Source organism: Gilliamella sp. ESL0232 (assembly GCF_013346885.1).
In the GTDB taxonomy this organism is placed as follows: domain Bacteria; phylum Pseudomonadota; class Gammaproteobacteria; order Enterobacterales; family Orbaceae; genus Gilliamella; species Gilliamella bombi.
Map to the genome: position 1 here is coordinate 59,597 of NZ_JAAEDW010000012.1, position 19,425 is coordinate 79,021.

The window sequence follows — 19,425 nt, forward strand, 5'->3', positions numbered from 1 at the left end:
GTAAAATAAATGTAAAGATACGTTTCTTTAGTAGCAATGAAAATTTTTACCTAAGAAGCTTTGTCTTTATTTATGTTCTGTTAGATCACAGTGGACAAACGTATTCGGAATATGATGAAAATATTAATAACGCTTTCAACATTAATGCTACTTGGCGGTTTCTATTATCAAAATAGGTTTGCATGTAATGGAAATTAATAAATTATTATTAGATGGCCTAAACACAGAGCAACAAAAAGCAGTTACTACCGATAGTCAATATTCAATTGTTCTTGCAGGTGCAGGGAGTGGCAAAACGCGTGTTTTAGTTCATCGTATTGCTTGGCTTTGTATTGAAAAGAGTTATTCACCTGGCTCAATTTTTGCGGTTACTTTTACCAATAAAGCGGCTATTCAAATGCAAGAACGTATTCAAGCATTAGTAGGCGAGGGTTATTTTAATGGTATGTGGGTGGGTACATTTCATGGGCTTACTCATCGTTTGTTACGCATGTTTCCTGAGCAAGCTAAGTTACCTCCTAATTTTCAACTTATTGATACTGAAGATCAAATTCGGCTTATTAAGCGAATTTTTCACGAGCTAAAAATCGACGAAAAACAATGGTCGCCAAAACAGTGTGCTGCTTTTATTTCTACTCAAAAGGAAAAAGGTTTCAGAGCGGAAGATATTGTTCCTGAAGATCCTAAACAAGTGATGTGGCAGGCGATTTATCGAGACTACCAAACTATTTGTGATAGAGTTGGATACGTTGATTTTTCAGAATTAATTTTAAGAACGTATGAGCTGCTTTGCCATAATCAAGACGTTTTAAATTATTGTCATCATCGTTTTTGTAATATCTTAATTGATGAATTTCAAGACACTAATAAGATCCAATATCGTTTGGTACAAAAACTGGCAGGTAATACAGCTAATGTAATGATTGTAGGCGATGACGATCAATCTATTTACAGTTGGCGTGGTGCTAATGCGGATAATCTCCAATTATTTATAAACGATTACCCTGAAACTGAAATTATTAGGTTGGAACAAAATTATCGTTCAACTGGTAACATTTTAGATGTAGCTAATAATTTAATATCGAAAAATCAGAACCGGTTGGGTAAAACTTTATGGACAGATATAGGCGGCGGTGAACTGATTACGCTTTATATTGGTTTTAATGATATTGATGAGGCAAGATTTGTTGTTGGTCAAATAAAAAAATTCCATGACGAAGGTGGAAAGTACGCAGACTGTGCGATATTGTACCGTAATAATGCACAATCACGTATATTTGAAGATACATTGTTGCAAGCAGGTTTACCTTATCAAATTTATGGATCTATTCGTTTTTATGAACGACAAGAAGTTAAATTAGCGCTTGCTTATTTACGGCTATTACATGACCACAATAATGACATGGCGTTTGAAGCTACAATCAATACCCCAACTCGAGGTATTGGTAATGTCACGCTAGATAAAATTAGATTGACTGCAAAGCAGTATAATATTTCATTATGGGATGCATGTATAATGCTAATCCAAACCAATGCTTTTACTGAACGGCAAAGCTCTGGGATTGGTCGTTTTTTGGAATTAATAGAATCAATCTTCGATAAAGTAGAGCTTAAACCATTTTATAAACAACTTGATATTATTATCAAATTATCTGGCATATTGCAAATGTATGAGCAAGAGCCTGGTATTAAAGGGCAATCAAAGCTGGAAAATCTTGAAGAATTGGTATCGGCCGCTGAGCAGTTTTATCGCTTTAATGAAAATAACCTTATTCAAGATAAAGAAACGGGTAAGGCATTAACTGTTTTAGAATCATTTTTAGCATATACGTCATTAGAAAGCAGAGATGTAATTAGTGAACAAGATACCGTTCAACTAATGACTCTGCATTCTGCCAAAGGTCTTGAATTTGATAATGTTTTTATTGTAGGACTAGAAGAGGGCATATTCCCAGACTTAAGATCTTCTCAAGACTTCGATAAACTTGAAGAAGAGCGTCGTCTTGCCTATGTAGGTATTACTCGAGCACGTAAGTATCTAACATTATCATTAGCTCAGATAAGGCGTCTATATGGTCGTGAAGAGCGTAATTTACCTTCACGCTTTTTGTCTGAATTACCTATTGATAAGTTAAATGAAATTAGTTATCAAGGAACAATGTCGCCTGAAAAAATAAAGTCTTACCCTAAAAAGAAGCCTCAATGTGATGGTTACAAATTAGGTCGTAAAGTGTTACATAAACGTTTTGGTGAAGGAACTATTGTTAATCTTGATGGCGAAGGTGATCATAAGCGAGTACAAATAGCTTTTGTTAATGAAGGTATAAAATGGCTAGTAGTTAAATTAGCAAATCTTACTTTATTGTAGATTTCTTTTAAGTAAAATTTGTGACTACTTTCTTGAACGGGAATTAATTGTTAAACTAATTCCCATTTTTTATATATTATAGCTCAGCTTGTTCTTTTACAGATTCAGAAAAAATCTGATTAAACGACTTGTCGGTACGATTACAAATCCAATTATTATCGATGTAATCAAAATGATAACCTTGTTTTTGAGTGGCTAACCATACCTGAAAGAGTGGTTCTTGGGTATTAATGATGATTTTACTGCCATTGGGGAAACTAATGGTGATAACATTGCCGTTTGTTTCATAATCTAAATCGATGTCATGCTCATTTACATAATTATCCAAGAATAGTTCGATTTTGTTGAATAACTGTTCGGTAATGGTATGAAATTGTGTGATATTCATAAAGAGATATTCATTCAAATAAATAATAGAGCGATATTAACATAAATGAATATACTCCGCCACAGCAAGGTGGCAAGAGTAAAAGTAGGTACTGATTTACTAATTAGCGAGTGGTAAGGAACAGGCAATAGTAAGTAGCTTATATTGCTCGTTATCATGAGTGATAGCTATCCAACGGTTTGCTATCTCAATTGTGTTGACTAATTTTCCATCACCAAAATTATTTTCGATTGTTCTAAGCTTTCCTTTTGCTAACTCCATTTTGTCGCAATTGGCATAATATTCGATCCTTATGGAATGATAAGGTGTCTCTGTACCATCATCATTTTTTTGTATCAATGCTGGGCTGTAATTAGTCACTTCACTAAATACACGAATTTTGGAGTTGAAAGGGTGAAGGTTGATCGATTTTCTATCTAAAAATGAATAGCCAATAGTATTATTGTCGTTAGTTTTTGATGTTGGAATGAATTGTTCTCCTACTCTTGGATCTTTTAAACTTTCAACAGCAGTATTTTCATTTGCTTTCGTATCAATATTAGCTTTTTCCCCTGAGGCATGGCTGAATGCTGCAAAAGAAAAGAGAATTAAAAATAAATTGACCTTTTTCATTTAAATTTTTTCTCCATCTTTTGAGTTAGCTTCTGTAGGATTAGTTTGTGATTGATTTTGTTGTTTTTCTTTTTCTTTTTGCATTTTTTCTTGGTTTGCTTTAATTCGCTCTTGCAGTTCAGCTTCTTGTTTTTCGATGATTGGTTTTAGATCTGGGCGAGCCGTAAGAATTGTTTCTTTTTCTAAATCGCCTTGAATAGAACAAAAAATACTACTTTGATTATTAGCAGAAGATTCTAGATAAAGTGCTTTATTAATTGTACCAAACCTTGGAATAACACCATCGATGGCATAAATATCATCTTCCCATGTTTTAGATTTTGATTTTTTATCATAAATTTTAGCATTTGCTATGTAAGTGTTTTGGCTATAATGCAACCAATTAATATTGCTTAAAGCACTTTTAATTTCATCTTGCTTGTTATCAAAGATAAATCCCCAATAAAGAAACTGACCAGATAAAGTAGTTGAAATATAAATATTTTGATAGCCAACAATTTCTAAATCATGATACTTAAGTGGTTTTTTAAACATAACTTTATTTTTGTCGGTTTTTTGAATAGATTCAACAGGAATATAAGTTACATTATCGGGAGTGGTTGCTAAATCAACGTATTGATTTATTGACTCTTGGTGTTTAGATAATTGTTCAAAAAACTGATTATCACATTGCAAAAATGTATCAATTACCTTATCTGTTTCATCCTGTATATTATTTGTTTGGGCAAAAACACAAGAAACGAAAGATGCGCAAACTAGCACAGAAAGTTTTTTGAGAAGCATGGCGAATTTCCTTGAACCACAATTATATTTCTTCTTTTGTAAAGGAAGATTGTAAAGTAATGTAAATATAAATGTCAATTGACATTATTTCAATTCTCAACGAAGACCATTAAATCACCGTTTTTAAAGGATATTTTAATCAAATCACTAATCGCTTTGTTTCTTAAACTCACAACTCCTCCTAGCGATAATGTGGCATCAATTAAGGGGTATTGAAAGCCTGTAATGGTTACACCAGTTACTTTCGAAAATGGCATTAGTGAAATAATATGATCTTTTACATTGGTTATTTCTTGATGATGTTTTGCAAAAAAGAAATGACAATAATTATCATAAAAGGTAATTTGATACTGATGATAATATCTTATTGCAACAGAAATATTCCCCAAAAAGTGATCGCTAGCATGACCACTAGCACCATAAACATCAAATGTTTTCACCCCTTTACCTGCTAAAAACAAAATTGCTTTTTCAAAATCAGTTTTATTTTGGTCAGGTGTATGAATAATTTTAGTTTTAGGTGGAATTGCTTTGTTAGGATTATAGCTATCTAAATCGCCAATAATAAAGTTTGGTTCGATTGACAAAGTCGACAGATAATTATGATAAGCCCCATCTGTGCAAGCAATATAAGTATAATTATCCAAATGTTGAAAGTCATGTTGTGGTGGCTCGCCATTAATAAAAAGTAAAGCTCTATTTTGTGACATTACACTTTTTTCCTTTTGCTCATTTTATTGGTAAATCATAAAGCCAAAGTATATGCCATGATAATAGCGTCTTCTTGTTTACCATTAGTTGTTGGGTAATAATTTTTTCTAATCGTTATTTGGTTAAATCCCAGCGTGTGATAAAGCTTAAGTGCTGCCGTATTTGATTGTCTGACTTCAAGCCAAAGGGTTGAGATTGGATAGGGCGATTTTATCGTTATTAACGCATCTATTAAATGATTGAGCAGCTCTCTTGCTAGTCCTTGCTTTCTGAAATCGGGATGTATTGCAATGTTAAATAAATTTGCTTCATCTGCTACATGTTGGCAAATACAAAACCCAACTATTTGGTTATTAATCGTTATTTTAAAATTGAGATAACGTTCACCTTGGTTTGAAAAGAATGTTTGTTTTGACCAAGGAATTGCATGGCAAATCTTTTCTAATTCAAAAGCTTTTTTTAAATCATGTTCGGTGAGGATGGAAATAGTTTTCATATTGACATAATTGTTGCCATAGTAGGCGTTTTTGTTGTGGTGCTTTTGCAAGCTGATTTAAACTGGTTGTTTGAATAGTTAATGGGTTAATCCAAGACTCATCCAAGGTAATATCAATAAACCAAATTACTGTATTAATTTCATCAGCAGGAATAATTAATTGTTGTGGCGTTAAAAACAATACTTGTTTTTCAGTTAGATGGATAGCATTTAAAATATCATAATAGATTTTTTGTGTTGGTTTTTGTTCTGCAACTACAATCAATCTAATTTCTTCACTTATTTGTGTCGCTATTTCACCTTTGAAAACATTAGCATTCCTCAAAACGTATTGAGTTATGTTGCACTGTTTTAGATACCAATCTTGTAGTGTCATTATTGACTTACTGTTTTTTATTAGAGATTAAAGATAGTTAATTGTATAATCAATGCATCAATTTATAAAGGTTTTTCATTGAGGAAATATGGCAACATCTGCTTTTACCCCAGCAAGTCAAGTACTTGAGCGTCACCAAACATTTTTTAACGATAAAAATGTGCTGATAGCTGGTGATATTCAGGATAGTTATCCATCTATTATGTCGGCAAATCAAGTTAAGATTCATTGCACACAATTTCATACTTATTTACGTCTAAAAGCTAGTGCACGAGGCAATCACACCTATTTTTCATTATTGCCAGAAGCGGATTTTTACGTAGGAATGAATACACTGATTTACTATTGGCCAAAAACTAAAAGCGAAGCACAATTTCAGCTTTCTTATTTATTGCATAATATGCCAAAAGGTAGTGATATTTTTATCATAGGTGAAAATAAAACAGGTGTAAAAAGCGTGGAAGCTTTATTGAATGATTTTGGTACAATTCAAAAAATCGATAGCGCAAGACGTTGTGGTTTATATCATTTTCAGGCAGATAGCCGTTTAGTATTTAATCTTGATGAATGGTGGTTAAGTTATCATTTAACTATTGAAAATCAGAATATTGAAATAAAAAGCTTACCTGGTGTTTTTAGCCAAAAAGGCTTAGATGCTGGTAGTGAATTATTGTTAAATGCATTGATGGATCGTACTGATATTATTAAAGGTAATGTATTAGATGTGGGATGTGGTTCGGGCATTTTGTCCACGGTGCTAGGTAAATTAAATCCTGATATAGCACTAACGTTATCTGATGTAAGCTGTGCAGCAATTGAATCAAGTAAAGCCACGTTAAACCGTAATCATGTTAATGCCACAGTTGTAGCGAGTGACGTTTTTTCAAATCTAAATGATAAATATCATCTTATTGTTTCGAATCCACCTTTTCATGATGGTAAACAGACTAATTACACGGCCGTTAATACGTTAATCAAAGAAGCAAAAAAACACCTAAAATTAAATGGTTATTTGTGCATTGTGGCAAATTCATTTTTACCGTATCAAACCATTTTAGATGAAACATTCAAAAGCGTTGAAGTGATTGCCCAAACGACGAAATTTAAGGTTTATCTAGCAAGCCATTAATAAGTGCTGTTTATTTTGTTTAAAAAAATAGGGCGATGTTATCGCCCTAGGTATAAAATTTAAATATTTAATAACAAACTGATTTCACTATTCTTGATATCATATCTGGATTAAGAGAGAGCTTCTTTTAATGCCTGCATTTCATTATAGGTAAAATCACAGCGCATAAATTCTTGGTCAAGAAGAATAGGAACAGAGTTGCTTTCTCCAACTACGGCCAACACATTACATTTATTTCTAATCTTATCACCTATAATGATTGGTCCACCGTTTGAGTCTTTATTAAAATTGGCTGCATATTTAGCATTTATTCCTTGTGCATTGCTTGCACGATATAAGGCAGTTATTATTTTACCATAAGAGACTAGTTTAACTGGTACAATAACAGGTGTTAATTTTTGCCCGTTAATTTCCTTGATAACTTTTATCATTTTATGTGTTCTTAAGAAACATCCTAAACTCATCCATGTAACCAACAACAACAAAAGAATAAGACCAGTAGTAGCCACAAATACAGTCCGCATATTATCAATAGCTAAATTGATTGTTACTAGTGATGGATCATCGGCCGAAGCGACAGTTACAACTTGATAATTTCCTTTTTTCCCCCCAATGAAAGTATAATCACGCTTAATAACTTGTCCTGTATCAGTAGTAATTTTCACTGAACAGTTATCAACCATACGTCTTGCACGACATGTTCCTTCTACATCATAGTCAACCACAACAGGATTCTGTGATATTTTATAATCATCAATTAATCCAGGATAATTTCTTATGGCCATAAATAAAGCTAACGCAAAGAGAATTATTGCTGCAAGTAATCTTCTTATTTGATGCATTGAGCCTTCTTGCTTTAAATTCATGACTTTTAAAGGGCGAGTTGGAAATACTTCTACTAATTTATTCATCAATGCCATTTTATCAATATACTCCTTATTAAAAATAAAAATTTCATGTCTAAGGCTAAAATTGTGAATTTAAAAGCTAACCTTTAATCACAATAAAATAAATAATTTATTTATTATTTTTTATTAAATTAGAATAAATATTATCATAATATTTACTTTGTAGGAATTACTCATATTGTTTACGGCAATTTGACAAACGACTTCAAATTAAATAACCCTAGAAAACTGCTGCTGCCTTGCCATTTTTCGCATATAAATATCAAAGCACATACAAATATTGCGTATCAATAAATGTCCTTTAGGTTGGACTTCGATTATATTGTTATTGATTGTCACTAATCCATCTTTTTGCAATGGAGCTAGTAATTTTAAATCTTCGGAAAAATAATCATCAAATTGAATTTGGTATTGCTGTTCAATGACATTTTTATCTAAATGAAAATGGCAGATAAGCTGTTTTATCACATCACGACGAATCTTATCGTCACGATTTAAGGTGAATCCTTTCCATAATCCATGTCCTTTTTGCTCAACCTGAGTTTGATAGATTTTTATATCTTTCTGATTTTGCGCATAACTATCACCTAACATACTAATGGCCGACACACCAAGTCCAAGTAAATCAGCATCGCCTTGAGTTGTATACCCCTGAAAATTACGATGCAATTTATTTTCTTGTTGAGCAATAGCTAATTCATCAGAGGGCTTAGCAAAATGATCCATACCGATAAAGTGATAACCAGCTTCGGTTAACTTTTTAATGCTAGTTTGTAGGATCTGCAATTTTTGATTGGCATTAGGCAAATCATCATCTTTAATTTTTCGTTGGGCAGCAAAACGGCTTGGTAAGTGGGCATAATTAAATACACTTAAACGATCGGGAGAAATCTCAATCACTTTATTAAGCGTTTCGGCAAAACTTTCAATGGTTTGTTTTGGTAGGCCATAAATTAAATCTAAACTAATTGAGTGAAAATTATTTTTACGTGCTTGATTAATAAGAGACCGTATTAATGTTTCATCTTGTTCACGATTAATTAGGCTTTGGATTTCGTGATTAAAATCTTGAATTCCCATACTTAGCCTATTAAAACCAACACTTGCTAAATGGTCAATTGTTTGTGGTGTAATTTCACGCGGATCAATTTCGATGGATAGTTCGGCATTAGCAACAAAATTAAAATGCTTTTTTAACGAGGTAATCAATCGAGTAATTTCAGCATCGTTTAAAAAAGTTGGTGTACCACCACCCCAGTGCATTTGTGTTACCGTGCGATGTTTAAATAATTTTGCACGTTCGGCAATTTCAATATCTAAAATATCAAGGTATTTGGTAACTTTTTGTGTTTGGCGAGTAATAAGTTTATTACAACCACAAAAATAACAAAGCTTATGACAAAACGGAATATGTACATAAAGCGACAACGGCTTTGTAGGATAACGAGTTGCTGCCGATAAAAATTCCTGCTCATTAAATTTTTCGTTAAATTCAAGTGCAGTAGGGTAAGAGGTATATCTTGGGCCAGAATAATTATATTTTTCAATTATCGCTTGATCCCATAATTGCGTATCAGTCATGCTTTTTACTTCCACTTATGTCTATCTTTAGTGTTGTTATTTTTATGAATTTTTACTATTGCTTTTTGTTGGTTCTTGATTTTGGTTTTAATTTTGATTCGATTAGTTTTATTTAAATATAACAATGTGCAAATCAACAACCCAAAATATAAACTTAACATAATTAATATTGGCACTATGATTTGCTCACTGTTAATTATTAATTGACTGAATAAAAATAATGGATTCTAAGCTTAAATTATCAGTAGGAATATAATCCAATAGATTATATTCCTACTGATATCAAGACACACACTATCACGATTGCCGATTATATTTTACTATCATTAGTTTCGTTTTAATAAACTAACAATATCTTCTTTCTTTTCGTCTAATTCTTCAAAATCATCAAAGTCTTCATCAGTATAACCAAGCTTTTGCATCAGTTCATCGATACGATTCAATTTTCTATCAAGATAAATTTGTTGATCTTTAGTGAGTTTGACATTTTGCTCGACTAGATCAAGTAACATATCTAATTTTGGATCGTTCTCTAACTGTTCTAATTCTTGTTGTGGCGATAAAATCGTTTTAATTGGTTTAGATTGTTTAACAGGTTTTTCTATATTGTTAGAATCTTCAACAATTAAAGAAATAGGTTTTTTGCTACCCACTCTTGGATCTTTGGTTGTTTTTGTCGAATTTTTATTTTTATTATTATCTAGCTTATTAAAGCGAGAGCCACTTGGTAAACCTTTGTGTTTGCGTTTACGCTTCAGTTCCCGAGATTCTTCATTAATCTCTTGACGGCTTTTTTTAGCTTTCTGTTTTGATTTATTTTTTAACATAAAATCTCTGTCTAATATTAGGGTTAATCATTTTACAAACGTATTTTATCAGTAAGTCCAGAATATAGCTATGATGATGACGTCATGCTAATTTAAGATTGTAAAAAAAGAAATTTATGTATAATCTGAGTCAAATAAATTTGTTAGATCGAATTAGAGAACAATATAAAATGAAAAATCACTTAAGCCCTTATCTGAAATTTAATCGTCAAGAATGGGCTAGCTTACGTAATACTGTACCAATGACTTTAACTGCAGATGAATTAGTTTCGTTACAAGGTATTAATGAAGATTTATCCATGGATGAAGTGAGTGAAATTTATTTACCTTTATCTAGATTACTTAATTATTACATCAGCAATAATTTTAATCGGCAAGCTGTTTTATCTAAATTCTTAGGTAAAAGTCAAAAAACACCTTACATTATTGGCATTGCAGGCAGTGTTGCTGTAGGTAAAAGTACTACCGCTAGAGTACTACAAGCATTATTAACCCGTTGGCCTGAACATCGCAAAGTATCTTTGGTAACAACTGATGGTTTTTTATATCCAAATAGATATCTTGAAGAACATGGAATAATGAATAAAAAAGGGTTTCCTCAGTCTTACGATATAAAAAAATTGCTTAATTTTGTTGCTGATATAAAATCAGGACAGGCACAAGTTAAAGCACCCGTTTATTCTCATTTAGTTTATGATATTGTCGAAGATGAAGAAATCGTTATTGATAGTCCTGACATTTTGATTCTTGAAGGTTTGAATGTACTGCAAAGTACACTGAATTATCCACAAGCGAATAACCGAGTTTTTGTTTCGGATTATGTCGATTTTTCAATTTATGTTGATGCTGATATGTCATTATTACATGATTGGTATGTAAATCGGTTTTTAAAATTTAGGGAGGGTGCATTTAGCGATCCTAACTCTTATTTTAATCACTACTCAAAACTTCCAGAACATGAAGCTACAAATATTGCCAATCGTATTTGGCGAGAAATTAATGAATTAAATTTAGTTGAAAATATTTTACCTACAAAAGAACGAGCGAACCTTATTCTAACTAAAGGTAAAGATCATAAAGTCAATTGTGTTCAATTAAGAAAATAAAATTAAGGAAAAATTCGTATGAAATCAGTAATTCGGTTAATAAGTAAATTGAGTGTCATTACATTAGCTATCTCATTATCATTTGGTGCTTATGCTTCAAATGAACAACTAAAGGGACTTACGTGTGAAAGCAAAAAACAGGCTATTGAAAAACAGATTGATTATGCTAAAAAAAATAATAATTCTCATCAAATCCAAGGGCTTGAAAAATCATTACGTAACTTAAATAAGCATTGTTCAAATGATGATTTAGAAGCCAAATATAAAAAAGAGATTAACGAAAAATCAAATAAAGTGGCTGAAAGAACTAAAGAATTAGAACAAGCAAAATCAAAATCAAAATCAAAAGCGAAAGCGAAAGATAAAGATAATGAACAGAAAATTGTCAAACAACAAACAAAATTAGCTGATGCTGAAAAAGAACTTAATGAAGCTAAAACTAAATTATCTGATTTTTATAAAGAATTGGGAGCGAAATAAACGATATCAGGCAGAGTATTTCCCGATTCTTGATTTATTTGCTCTTCAACGATATTTTATTATTAACACCATCAATAGTTATTGTTGACGGTGTTAGTTTTACATTTTTTATAAATCTATTGTCATACTAGACTTTTTAAAGCAAAAAGAGTATGGTGTGCGCCTTGTTACGTGGTTCGTGAACCTCCCACGCTAAAAAACTAAGGAAAAATAATGAGTAAAATTACACTACTAGGCGATCAGTCTGTTCGCTATCCAACAACCTATTGTCCTGAAATACTCGAAACGTTCGCTAATAAACATCCGAATAACGATTATTTTGTTAAATTTAATTGCCCAGAATTTACTAGTCTTTGTCCTATCACAGGGCAACCTGATTTTGCGACAATTTATATTTCATACGTGCCCAATATTAAAATGGTCGAAAGTAAATCGTTAAAACTTTATCTGTTCAGCTTTCGTAATCATGGCGATTACCATGAAGATTGCATTAATATCATTATGAAAGATCTGATTAAATTAATGGATCCTAAATATATCGAAGTCTGGGGAAAATTCACTCCGCGAGGTGGCATTTCGATTGATCCTTATGCCAATTATGGCAAATCGGATACTCATTGGGAACAAGTTGCGGCTAATCGATTAGCCAATCACGACATGTATCCAGAAAAAGTGGATAATCGCTAATCTAATCTATCCAAACAGGAACAGTTAATGCAAACTCGTAAAGCACTAGTTATATTTTCTGGTGGGCAAGACTCAACCACTTGCTTACTGCAAGCCATTGCTGATTATGGACGTGAAAACGTTCAGGCAATCAGTTTTCACTATGGTCAACGTCACGCAATAGAGCTTGAAAAAGCTAAAAGGATTGCTGATGATCTTGGTATTAAACAAACCGTCATTGATACTTCAGTTATCAAACAAACTACAAATAATGCGTTGATTGATGACGCTCAAGAAATTAAAGCCGCTCAAGATGGCGATTACCCCAATACCTTCGTTGATGGGCGTAATATGCTTTTTTTACTTTTGGCTGGCTGTCATGCTAAGCAACAAGGAATTTCTGACATTATTATTGGAGTTTGTGAAACCGATTTTAGTGGTTATCCAGATTGCCGTGATGTCTTTATTAAATCAATGAATGTATCAATGAATTTAGCCATGGACTATGCGTTTAATCTCATCACGCCACTGATGTATTTGACTAAAGCGCAAACGTGGGAAATGGCTGATAAACTAGGTTATCTTGATTATGTTCAAAAACATACCCACACCTGTTATTACGGTGTTGAAGGGGGATGTGGTAAGTGTCCAAGTTGTTTATTGCGCAATAAGGGCCTACAAGAATATATGGCTCAAGCTAAATAAATTCATTCATCATTGGGTTCTCTCACCCCATTAAAAAGGAAAAAAGATGTACTTAAATGTTCATTCAGAATCGATAGAAAAAAGTTTTACCAGTAAACAAAAGCAAAAAGCGCTTTACTGGTTGGCTTTTTTTCACATATTGGTTATTGCTTCAAGCAATTATTTAGTCCAAATCCCATTCGAAATTTTTGGTTTTCAAACAACTTGGGGGGCATTCACTTTTCCGTTTATCTTTTTAACTACCGATCTGACTATTCGAATTTATGGTGCTAGTTTAGCGAGAAAAATCATTTTTGTTGTAATGATTCCTGCATTGTTATTTTCATACCTGATTTCGGTACTATTTTTTGAAACCCATTGGGTTGGATTATCAGCATTGACGGAATTTAATAGCTTCGTATTTCGAATTGCATTGGCTAGTTTTGCCGCTTATTTAGTTGGACAACTAATGGATATTACTGTTTTTAACTATTTAAGAAAAAACAGATCATGGTGGGTTGCCCCAACAGCATCGGCAATATTTGGTAATGGTATTGATACTATTGTCTTTTTTGCTATCGCATTTTATCAAAGTAGCGATGAATTTATGGCAAATCATTGGATCGAAATTTCGTTAATGGACTATAGTTTTAAAATTCTAATTTGCGGATTATTCTTTTTGCCACTTTATGGCGTCATTCTGAATTTTATCCTAAAAAAGTTAGTTGCAATGCCTAAAAACAATTAATCATTAAAATCTAAATTTTAGTTACTCACCTAAATAAACATAAACTCATTTATTTTTTTGATGAGTTTTATGTTTAATATTGAAAAACCCACCAATATTTCACAACACCTAAAGGTCAATATAGCTTTTTATCCTGCGTCGGGCAGCCGAAGGCTTCATTCTGCATCCTGTGCTAGGTTTTTAGAAAATTTTGCCAAAAACTAGCGCTTTAGTATTTAGTTAGCTATAATTTTGATTATTTTATGGCAAAACGCAGCTCATTAAAAAATAAACAACTATAAAAATAAAACACAAATTAACAGGAGGTTAGATATTGTGTGCTATAATAATAACAGGCATTGGCAGTGCTATACCTTAAATCTATTTAAGTTTTACCGTAATCAAAAACAAACTCCATTTTGCTTTTTATTATCAAATCTAGCGAAATCGCCAAGATTGCCGTCGATTTCCAACTTGTTATCCAAATTAGCCATAGTTTTTGCACCATTGTTGTTATTGCCATATTCAGTGAGTTCGCAGGCGTTGTTAGCTCGGACCTCACAGGTTATTAACGGCTCTGCGCCGTATTTGACGCTTGATGGTGGCGTCACTAAATTAACTACAACTGATGATTTAATAAGTATTAAGTTATCGGACGGTCAAGTTTTCACTCCACAAAATAATAACTCAGCGATGACGCCAATTCATTTACCTAATGCAGGTGATACGCTTGCTAATATTGAAATGATAGTTCCACCATCAACCGACTCTGTGAGTATAAGTAGCTTGGTAACACAAGGTAATTGGGGAGATGATGATGGAGATGGACAGGGAGCTAATAGTGTCACTGCGACAGGGAATATATCAGTATCGTTTACTGATAAAAATAGTAATGCCGTTAGTCGCAGTGATATATTAGATATTTGTAATGCACCTTATAGGATAACATTAAGTAGTACGGATGCTACTTTAGAAACAAAGTATGGTGTGCCAAATAGAAGTACTTTAAACGGAAATACGGTGTCATATTATATCAACCCAAATTCACAGCAGCCTAAAGTTTGCTATGTAAGGCCTCGTTTGATATTTGGTGGTACTAATTTTGCTGGAGATAATCCTCGCTTTGCGGGGCCATCTAGTATATGGGATCCTACTAAAGGTTTTTTAACACAGTCAATTAATCCATCTTCTTATAGCCTTAATTTTCCCACTACGGGGGCAGATGGATTATATTTTGATTTGGATATAGGCGGGGTAGATGCAAGTCAGTTGACCTGGTCTTCAGAAACTCAAGGAGAGATAACTGCAACAGTGAATTGGGTAAAACCTCGTTCAGACTCATTCACCATTCCATGCCGATGGTGCACGGGCACTACTACATATGATGATTGGATTACAGATAAATCCAAAAACGTAACGCGAGTAACGTTAAATGGTCCTAGGGCGAATAATATCCAAATACAATCAAGTAATCCTAGTCGACTTACTGTGCCATCTTTGCCGCAACTATTTGTGTTGGAAGGGAAGAATAGTAGTGGTGTGGTTGTTAAATATGGATTTGAGCTAAAGCAGTGGTTTGTCCATCGGGGAGAGAAATATACTACTGTTCCTGAGCAAGCAACTTGGTGTAGTAGTTTGGGTTATCGTTTTTCGAAGATAAGAGATTTAAGCAATGCGAAATGTGGTGTGGATAATGCTTATTTTCCATGTATAAGCGACATAGATGGCTCCACACCGTCGTCCGGTAGTCTATATTACCAACGTCAAATAGGGGCAGGATTTTTAAGTGAGTGGAGCGATTTATCCTATTATGGTGATGTGGCAGGTTTTGGTCGTGGTGATATTTGGACGAATGATGCGGTATCAAATACAACTCACTTATATATTCACCGTAATGGTTATGTGGATCAGTGGGGCACCTCTGGAGGTGGCTATGCTGTTTGCACCGTACCTTAGTGTTTAGTTCTTAATCCTTGAACTGTGGGAAGTTTATATGTAAATAGAGAATAATCAACCAAAGAACTGTAAATCCCCCAAACTTAGTACACAACTCACGTAGAAAATTAAGCTGCTTGTTTTAATGTTTTATATTCGAGCAGTGTCATGTTATTTAACGCCTCATGTGGTCTTTCGGTGTTATAAATCGTTAACCATTCTTCGGTTATTCTCCTTGCTTGTGCTAAGTTGTTAAAAAGATATAAATCGAGTACTTCAGTACGATAGGTACGATTAAATCGTTCAATATAGCCATTTTGATAAGGGCTACCGGGCTTTATATAATCAATGACTATATCATGTGATTTAGCCCAGTTTATAAAGGTTTTTCCTGTAAATTCTGGTCCATTATCGACCCGTATTTTTAATAAATATCCATGATATTCGGCCAGTTTATCTAAGTAACGGGTAATTCTTTCTGCCGGTAAACTGACTGCAATATCAATGCCTAGCGCCTCACGATTAAAGTCCTCTATCACATTGAATGTTCTCAAGTTCACATTGCGTTAATCTTTGCCTCTAGTTAGTATTTCGATTCATTCTATGCTGAACATTTTTCTTAGATACTTCTTTTATCAAAGTAATAATTGATCTTTGCAAAAATATTAGACAGTGCCCACCGCTATCATTTTATTGTTTTGGTAAAATTGCTATTCATATTGCTGCGGCGATATCTAGCCTTTGGCTGAATGACGACGAATACGATTATAATAGATTTCAATATATTCAAATAGTGCTTTATTAGCCTGCATCCTCGTTTTATAGTAACAACAATGAATAATATGGGGTTTGAGTGTATGAAAAAACTTTCAACAACAGCATTATCAAAGCAGTTTCCTCTTCGACTCATACTTTGCCTTAGTCCATATTGTAACAATAATTGCTTGAAATCAGCACTGGAATATTGAATTCTTTGGTCACTATGAATGAAGACATTTTTAGGAAAGTGACGCCGAAACAAAGTTTGCTTTAATGTATTACACACTAAATAGCCTGTATCCCTAACATCATGAAGCAGGCTTAGCGCACCCAAACGGGCTTTATGTTGCCAATACTGTTTTTGAATATACTCGCTGAGTTTAGCTGATTTGTTTGCTCTTTTTAACCAAGCATAATAACCCGATGAACTGACACAAAGTAATGAGCATATACTAGTAACCGGATAGCTGGTTAAATGATTTTTCATATAAGTGTACTTCACCGACTTGGATTGTTGATGATATGCACATGCGCCTTTTTTAGTATATCATTAGCCATTTTCAGTTCTTTAATCTCTTTTTCTAACGCCATAATCCGCTGTTGCTCAGCGGTTAACTCTCGACGGCTAGTTTTATTCGGGGAAAGTTGCCTAATCCATTTAGGGTTGATTTACCCACACCTAGATGATTGGCAAGTTCGCTGATAGAAAGGTGTGCATTAGATAACGCATAATCCACTGATTGTTGTTTGAATTCGATACTAAATTTTTTGACCATGATATTTGTCTCCTATGATTTTTGTTTATATCATAGAGGTGACTTTTGTCCACTTTTTTGGCGAGGATCAGTTTTCATCTTTACATTTCTTTACAAAAAAGTCCGCCAAAAAACTAGCCAACTATTTTATAAATGGTTATACTTTTATCGCTGTAGGAAAACAAGCTTATTAAACAAGCAAATAATTATAAAAATATAAATAAAACAAATAATTACTTGACAGGTAAACCATAATGCATTATCATTTTAGACACCAGACACCAGCACTGGCAAACCTATGTATTAAATTTATCAAATAATCCTATTCGACGAGTTTTTACACAAAACTTATTTATATCTTCGAAATTATCGCTCAAATCACCTAAAACAGCTTTGCTAGTATTAGCATTGTTATTATTGTCATCGTCATGGGATGTACAGGCGAATGGTAAAAAGGCTCGAGCAGGTAATCGTAGTGATGCAATAATAATACGGTCGGCTGTTATCCATTATGCAAGGCCGAATCTACTTTTGGGTAACGGCTCATATGCAGGTCCAGCTGACATATGGAATCCTGATAAGGGCTTTTTAGTTCAATCAATCAATCCTGAATCATACAATTTTAATTTCCCGACCACTGGTCTGGATGGTTTATATTTTGATTTACTCATAACAGGAATAGAACCAGAAGAATTGACATGGGCACCTGTCACGCATGAGGGAATTACTGCAACAGTGACAAATGTTGTAGCTAATGATTACTGGATTCCTTATAAAGATAGGGGACAAGTTGTAGCACGTGTTAGGCTAACAGGTCCAAAGGTAAGCAATCAATGGGATAATCCTCATCCTAACCTAATTACTAAGCCACAGTTACCACAGACGTTTGAGTTAGTGGGTAGAGATATTAATACCGGTGATGAGGTAGTCAAATATGGATTTGTATTAAGGCAGTGGTTCGTCAATGGTGGTGGTCAAAGGAAAAGTTATAGTGACCAGTTAGCATGGTGTAATAGTTTGGGTTATCGAATGCCACGGGTAAGAGATTTAACCAATTCAAACTATCATAATTTAGGCGCAGCACCTAGTTCATCAGATAGTTTTTACATGCGTCACATAGGCGCTGGCTTTTTCACGGAGTGGGGCGACATGCTCTACTACGCTGATGCGGGCTTCGTCCTCGGCAGCTACTGGACGAGTGACGCAATAGGTAGCTTTCAGTACCCTGTCACCTCGGGCACCGGCTTGGCCTACATCTACAGTGCCAGCTTCTCCTGCTATGGCGTTTGCACCGCACCTTAGCTTTTAGCGTTTAGTTCTTAATCCTTAGGGCGCGGAAGGGGGTTACGGTGCTTGAGAGGATAATATAACAAAGAATAAAGCCCCAGCACAAGTTGGGGCGCTGAGCAGGCAAAGTATGTGAGCCTTGAGCTTTAATGGCAGAAAACCAAAATAGCACCCCGACCGATACGCCTTAAAAGCTTGCGCTTTTGTTATTAACTGGCTGTTATTAACAAGTTGTTATTAATAGCTATTATCAAATAACAAAAGCGCTTTTCTTAAAAAGCCAAATTCAACGTAATAAAAAACCATCCTGTAAACGGTTGATTTTATTTAAAAAAATAAAAATTAAATAAAATCAATAGTCTACCTGAGAGATTTTAGAGCAAAAAACACGCTTATAGCACCACAATATTAATAAGCTTGCCTTATCAGAGCGTCAAAATATGCCGATAATGAAGTAAAGCTAGCACGCCAAACTGGGCTGTTGGGCGTGTTTGTGTTTTAGATGTTATCAGCAATATTAATCATTCCACAAAAGTTAAAAAATCCTAAAGATAACACCGTATTTTAATTATAAAATTAACTTATCACTAAAGCCGAATCGTTTTCATCTTTACATTTCTTTACAAAAAAGTCCGCCAAAAAACTAGCCAACTATTTCTTAAACGGCTATACTTTAATCGCTTTAGAAAGATAAGCTTATTAAATAAGCGAGTAACCACAAAAAATCGAAATAAAACAAAATATTACTTGACAGGTGGAACAAAATGCAGTACCATTTTAGGCACAAGGCACAAGGCACAAGCACTGGCAAACCTATGTCTTAAATTTATCAAATAATCCTATTCGA

21 protein-coding genes and 1 riboswitch are annotated in these 19,425 nt (G+C 33.7%); of the genes, 9 read left to right on the forward strand and 12 right to left on the reverse strand.

Features of this window, described 5'->3' with window-relative positions; genetic code table 11:
- Positions 1-187 precede the first annotated feature (187 nt).
- Complete coding sequence (gene uvrD / locus GYW75_RS11645; protein ID WP_174799454.1) at positions 188-2,368, forward strand: DNA helicase II; 2,181 nt, start codon at positions 188-190, stop codon at positions 2,366-2,368.
- A gap of 76 nt (positions 2,369-2,444) precedes the next feature.
- Here the strand turns inward: uvrD and cyaY are convergent, their stop codons facing one another.
- The 6 genes from cyaY to GYW75_RS11675 all read right to left on the reverse strand — a co-directional run bounded on the left by cyaY (position 2,445) and on the right by GYW75_RS11675 (position 5,734).
- Positions 2,445-2,756 (reverse strand): iron donor protein CyaY, encoded by a 312-nt coding sequence (cyaY, locus tag GYW75_RS11650; protein ID WP_034912502.1) that lies wholly within the window; start codon positions 2,754-2,756, stop codon positions 2,445-2,447.
- A 99-nt stretch (positions 2,757-2,855) separates the two neighbouring features.
- Complete coding sequence (locus GYW75_RS11655) at positions 2,856-3,368, reverse strand: surface-adhesin E family protein (protein ID WP_174799455.1); 513 nt, start codon at positions 3,366-3,368, stop codon at positions 2,856-2,858.
- A complete protein-coding gene (locus GYW75_RS11660; protein ID WP_174799456.1) occupies positions 3,369-4,151 on the reverse strand; it encodes a hypothetical protein in 783 nt (260 codons plus the stop codon).
- Positions 4,152-4,240: 89 nt separating this feature from the next.
- A complete protein-coding gene (locus GYW75_RS11665) occupies positions 4,241-4,861 on the reverse strand; it encodes a thiamine diphosphokinase (RefSeq protein ID WP_085165674.1) in 621 nt (206 codons plus the stop codon).
- Positions 4,862-4,896: 35 nt separating this feature from the next.
- A complete protein-coding gene (gene rimI / locus GYW75_RS11670; RefSeq protein WP_085165672.1) occupies positions 4,897-5,358 on the reverse strand; it encodes a ribosomal protein S18-alanine N-acetyltransferase in 462 nt (153 codons plus the stop codon).
- The gene (locus GYW75_RS11675) at positions 5,327-5,734 is read right to left on the reverse strand and encodes a DNA polymerase III subunit psi (protein WP_085165670.1); all 408 of its coding nucleotides are present in this window, start codon (positions 5,732-5,734) and stop codon (positions 5,327-5,329) included. Before GYW75_RS11675 ends, rimI begins: the two co-directional genes overlap by 32 nt.
- A gap of 88 nt (positions 5,735-5,822) precedes the next feature.
- Here GYW75_RS11675 and rsmC point away from each other — a divergent pair, with 88 nt between their 5' ends.
- Positions 5,823-6,863 carry a 16S rRNA (guanine(1207)-N(2))-methyltransferase RsmC gene (rsmC, locus tag GYW75_RS11680; RefSeq protein ID WP_085165668.1) on the forward strand — a complete coding sequence of 347 codons (1,041 nt, stop codon included), beginning with the start codon at positions 5,823-5,825 and terminating at the stop codon, positions 6,861-6,863.
- Between the two features lie 110 nt (positions 6,864-6,973).
- Here rsmC and GYW75_RS11685 read toward each other — a convergent pair whose 3' ends face one another.
- The 3 genes from GYW75_RS11685 to yihI form a co-directional block, all read right to left on the reverse strand.
- Positions 6,974-7,783: a hypothetical protein gene (locus GYW75_RS11685; protein ID WP_085165666.1), complete on the reverse strand. Its 810-nt coding sequence runs from the start codon at positions 7,781-7,783 to the stop codon at positions 6,974-6,976.
- A gap of 198 nt (positions 7,784-7,981) precedes the next feature.
- Positions 7,982-9,352, reverse strand: coding sequence for an oxygen-independent coproporphyrinogen III oxidase (hemN, locus tag GYW75_RS11690; RefSeq protein ID WP_174799457.1), 1,371 nt, complete (start codon positions 9,350-9,352; stop codon positions 7,982-7,984).
- Between the two features lie 326 nt (positions 9,353-9,678).
- Positions 9,679-10,179: a Der GTPase-activating protein YihI gene (gene yihI / locus GYW75_RS11695; protein ID WP_085165662.1), complete on the reverse strand. Its 501-nt coding sequence runs from the start codon at positions 10,177-10,179 to the stop codon at positions 9,679-9,681.
- A gap of 170 nt (positions 10,180-10,349) precedes the next feature.
- Here yihI and coaA point away from each other — a divergent pair, with 170 nt between their 5' ends.
- The 6 genes from coaA to GYW75_RS11725 all read left to right on the forward strand — a co-directional run bounded on the left by coaA (position 10,350) and on the right by GYW75_RS11725 (position 15,798).
- On the forward strand, positions 10,350-11,285 hold the full coding sequence (gene coaA, locus GYW75_RS11700) for a type I pantothenate kinase (RefSeq protein ID WP_085165730.1): 936 nt from the start codon (positions 10,350-10,352) through the stop codon (positions 11,283-11,285).
- An 18-nt stretch (positions 11,286-11,303) separates the two neighbouring features.
- On the forward strand, positions 11,304-11,765 hold the full coding sequence (locus GYW75_RS11705; protein WP_174799458.1) for a DUF1090 domain-containing protein: 462 nt from the start codon (positions 11,304-11,306) through the stop codon (positions 11,763-11,765).
- Positions 11,766-11,930: 165 nt separating this feature from the next.
- Positions 11,931-11,975, forward strand: a riboswitch (PreQ1 riboswitch).
- Positions 11,976-11,978: 3 nt separating this feature from the next.
- Positions 11,979-12,452 carry a preQ(1) synthase gene (gene queF / locus GYW75_RS11710; RefSeq protein ID WP_085165658.1) on the forward strand — a complete coding sequence of 158 codons (474 nt, stop codon included), beginning with the start codon at positions 11,979-11,981 and terminating at the stop codon, positions 12,450-12,452.
- Positions 12,453-12,479: 27 nt separating this feature from the next.
- Positions 12,480-13,136 carry a 7-cyano-7-deazaguanine synthase QueC gene (queC, locus tag GYW75_RS11715; RefSeq protein ID WP_174799459.1) on the forward strand — a complete coding sequence of 219 codons (657 nt, stop codon included), beginning with the start codon at positions 12,480-12,482 and terminating at the stop codon, positions 13,134-13,136.
- 46 nt (positions 13,137-13,182) lie between these two features.
- The gene (locus tag GYW75_RS11720; protein ID WP_174799460.1) at positions 13,183-13,863 is read left to right on the forward strand and encodes a 7-cyano-7-deazaguanine/7-aminomethyl-7-deazaguanine transporter; all 681 of its coding nucleotides are present in this window, start codon (positions 13,183-13,185) and stop codon (positions 13,861-13,863) included.
- Between the two features lie 315 nt (positions 13,864-14,178).
- On the forward strand, positions 14,179-15,798 hold the full coding sequence (locus tag GYW75_RS11725; protein WP_174799461.1) for a hypothetical protein: 1,620 nt from the start codon (positions 14,179-14,181) through the stop codon (positions 15,796-15,798).
- Positions 15,799-15,905: 107 nt separating this feature from the next.
- Here the strand turns inward: GYW75_RS11725 and GYW75_RS11730 are convergent, their stop codons facing one another.
- The 3 genes from GYW75_RS11730 to GYW75_RS12860 form a co-directional block, all read right to left on the reverse strand.
- Positions 15,906-16,337 (reverse strand): integrase core domain-containing protein, encoded by a 432-nt coding sequence (locus GYW75_RS11730; protein WP_174799462.1) that lies wholly within the window; start codon positions 16,335-16,337, stop codon positions 15,906-15,908.
- 125 nt (positions 16,338-16,462) lie between these two features.
- The gene (locus GYW75_RS12855; RefSeq protein ID WP_174799463.1) at positions 16,463-17,023 is read right to left on the reverse strand and encodes a DDE-type integrase/transposase/recombinase; all 561 of its coding nucleotides are present in this window, start codon (positions 17,021-17,023) and stop codon (positions 16,463-16,465) included.
- Between the two features lie 124 nt (positions 17,024-17,147).
- Positions 17,148-17,312 (reverse strand): transposase, encoded by a 165-nt coding sequence (locus tag GYW75_RS12860; protein ID WP_174799464.1) that lies wholly within the window; start codon positions 17,310-17,312, stop codon positions 17,148-17,150.
- A gap of 372 nt (positions 17,313-17,684) precedes the next feature.
- Between GYW75_RS12860 and GYW75_RS11745 the strand changes: the two genes are divergently transcribed.
- Positions 17,685-18,593 (forward strand): hypothetical protein, encoded by a 909-nt coding sequence (locus GYW75_RS11745; RefSeq protein ID WP_238786479.1) that lies wholly within the window; start codon positions 17,685-17,687, stop codon positions 18,591-18,593.
- Positions 18,594-19,425 lie beyond the last annotated feature (832 nt).

What these genes read in the sequence shown, in the direction of transcription:
- uvrD (WP_174799454.1), top strand. Translation starts at nt 188, where the DNA reads ATGGAAATTAATAAATTATTATTAGATGGCCTAAACACAGAGCAACAA.
- cyaY (WP_034912502.1), bottom strand. Translation starts at nt 2,756, where the DNA reads ATGAATATCACACAATTTCATACCATTACCGAACAGTTATTCAACAAA.
- GYW75_RS11655 (WP_174799455.1), bottom strand. Translation starts at nt 3,368, where the DNA reads ATGAAAAAGGTCAATTTATTTTTAATTCTCTTTTCTTTTGCAGCATTC.
- GYW75_RS11660 (WP_174799456.1), bottom strand. Translation starts at nt 4,151, where the DNA reads ATGCTTCTCAAAAAACTTTCTGTGCTAGTTTGCGCATCTTTCGTTTCT.
- GYW75_RS11665 (WP_085165674.1), bottom strand. Translation starts at nt 4,861, where the DNA reads ATGTCACAAAATAGAGCTTTACTTTTTATTAATGGCGAGCCACCACAA.
- rimI (WP_085165672.1), bottom strand. Translation starts at nt 5,358, where the DNA reads ATGAAAACTATTTCCATCCTCACCGAACATGATTTAAAAAAAGCTTTT.
- GYW75_RS11675 (WP_085165670.1), bottom strand. Translation starts at nt 5,734, where the DNA reads ATGACACTACAAGATTGGTATCTAAAACAGTGCAACATAACTCAATAC.
- rsmC (WP_085165668.1), top strand. Translation starts at nt 5,823, where the DNA reads ATGGCAACATCTGCTTTTACCCCAGCAAGTCAAGTACTTGAGCGTCAC.
- GYW75_RS11685 (WP_085165666.1), bottom strand. Translation starts at nt 7,783, where the DNA reads ATGGCATTGATGAATAAATTAGTAGAAGTATTTCCAACTCGCCCTTTA.
- hemN (WP_174799457.1), bottom strand. Translation starts at nt 9,352, where the DNA reads ATGACTGATACGCAATTATGGGATCAAGCGATAATTGAAAAATATAAT.
- yihI (WP_085165662.1), bottom strand. Translation starts at nt 10,179, where the DNA reads ATGTTAAAAAATAAATCAAAACAGAAAGCTAAAAAAAGCCGTCAAGAG.
- coaA (WP_085165730.1), top strand. Translation starts at nt 10,350, where the DNA reads ATGAAAAATCACTTAAGCCCTTATCTGAAATTTAATCGTCAAGAATGG.
- GYW75_RS11705 (WP_174799458.1), top strand. Translation starts at nt 11,304, where the DNA reads ATGAAATCAGTAATTCGGTTAATAAGTAAATTGAGTGTCATTACATTA.
- queF (WP_085165658.1), top strand. Translation starts at nt 11,979, where the DNA reads ATGAGTAAAATTACACTACTAGGCGATCAGTCTGTTCGCTATCCAACA.
- queC (WP_174799459.1), top strand. Translation starts at nt 12,480, where the DNA reads ATGCAAACTCGTAAAGCACTAGTTATATTTTCTGGTGGGCAAGACTCA.
- GYW75_RS11720 (WP_174799460.1), top strand. Translation starts at nt 13,183, where the DNA reads ATGTACTTAAATGTTCATTCAGAATCGATAGAAAAAAGTTTTACCAGT.
- GYW75_RS12855 (WP_174799463.1), bottom strand. Translation starts at nt 17,023, where the DNA reads ATGAAAAATCATTTAACCAGCTATCCGGTTACTAGTATATGCTCATTA.
- GYW75_RS12860 (WP_174799464.1), bottom strand. Translation starts at nt 17,312, where the DNA reads ATGGTCAAAAAATTTAGTATCGAATTCAAACAACAATCAGTGGATTAT.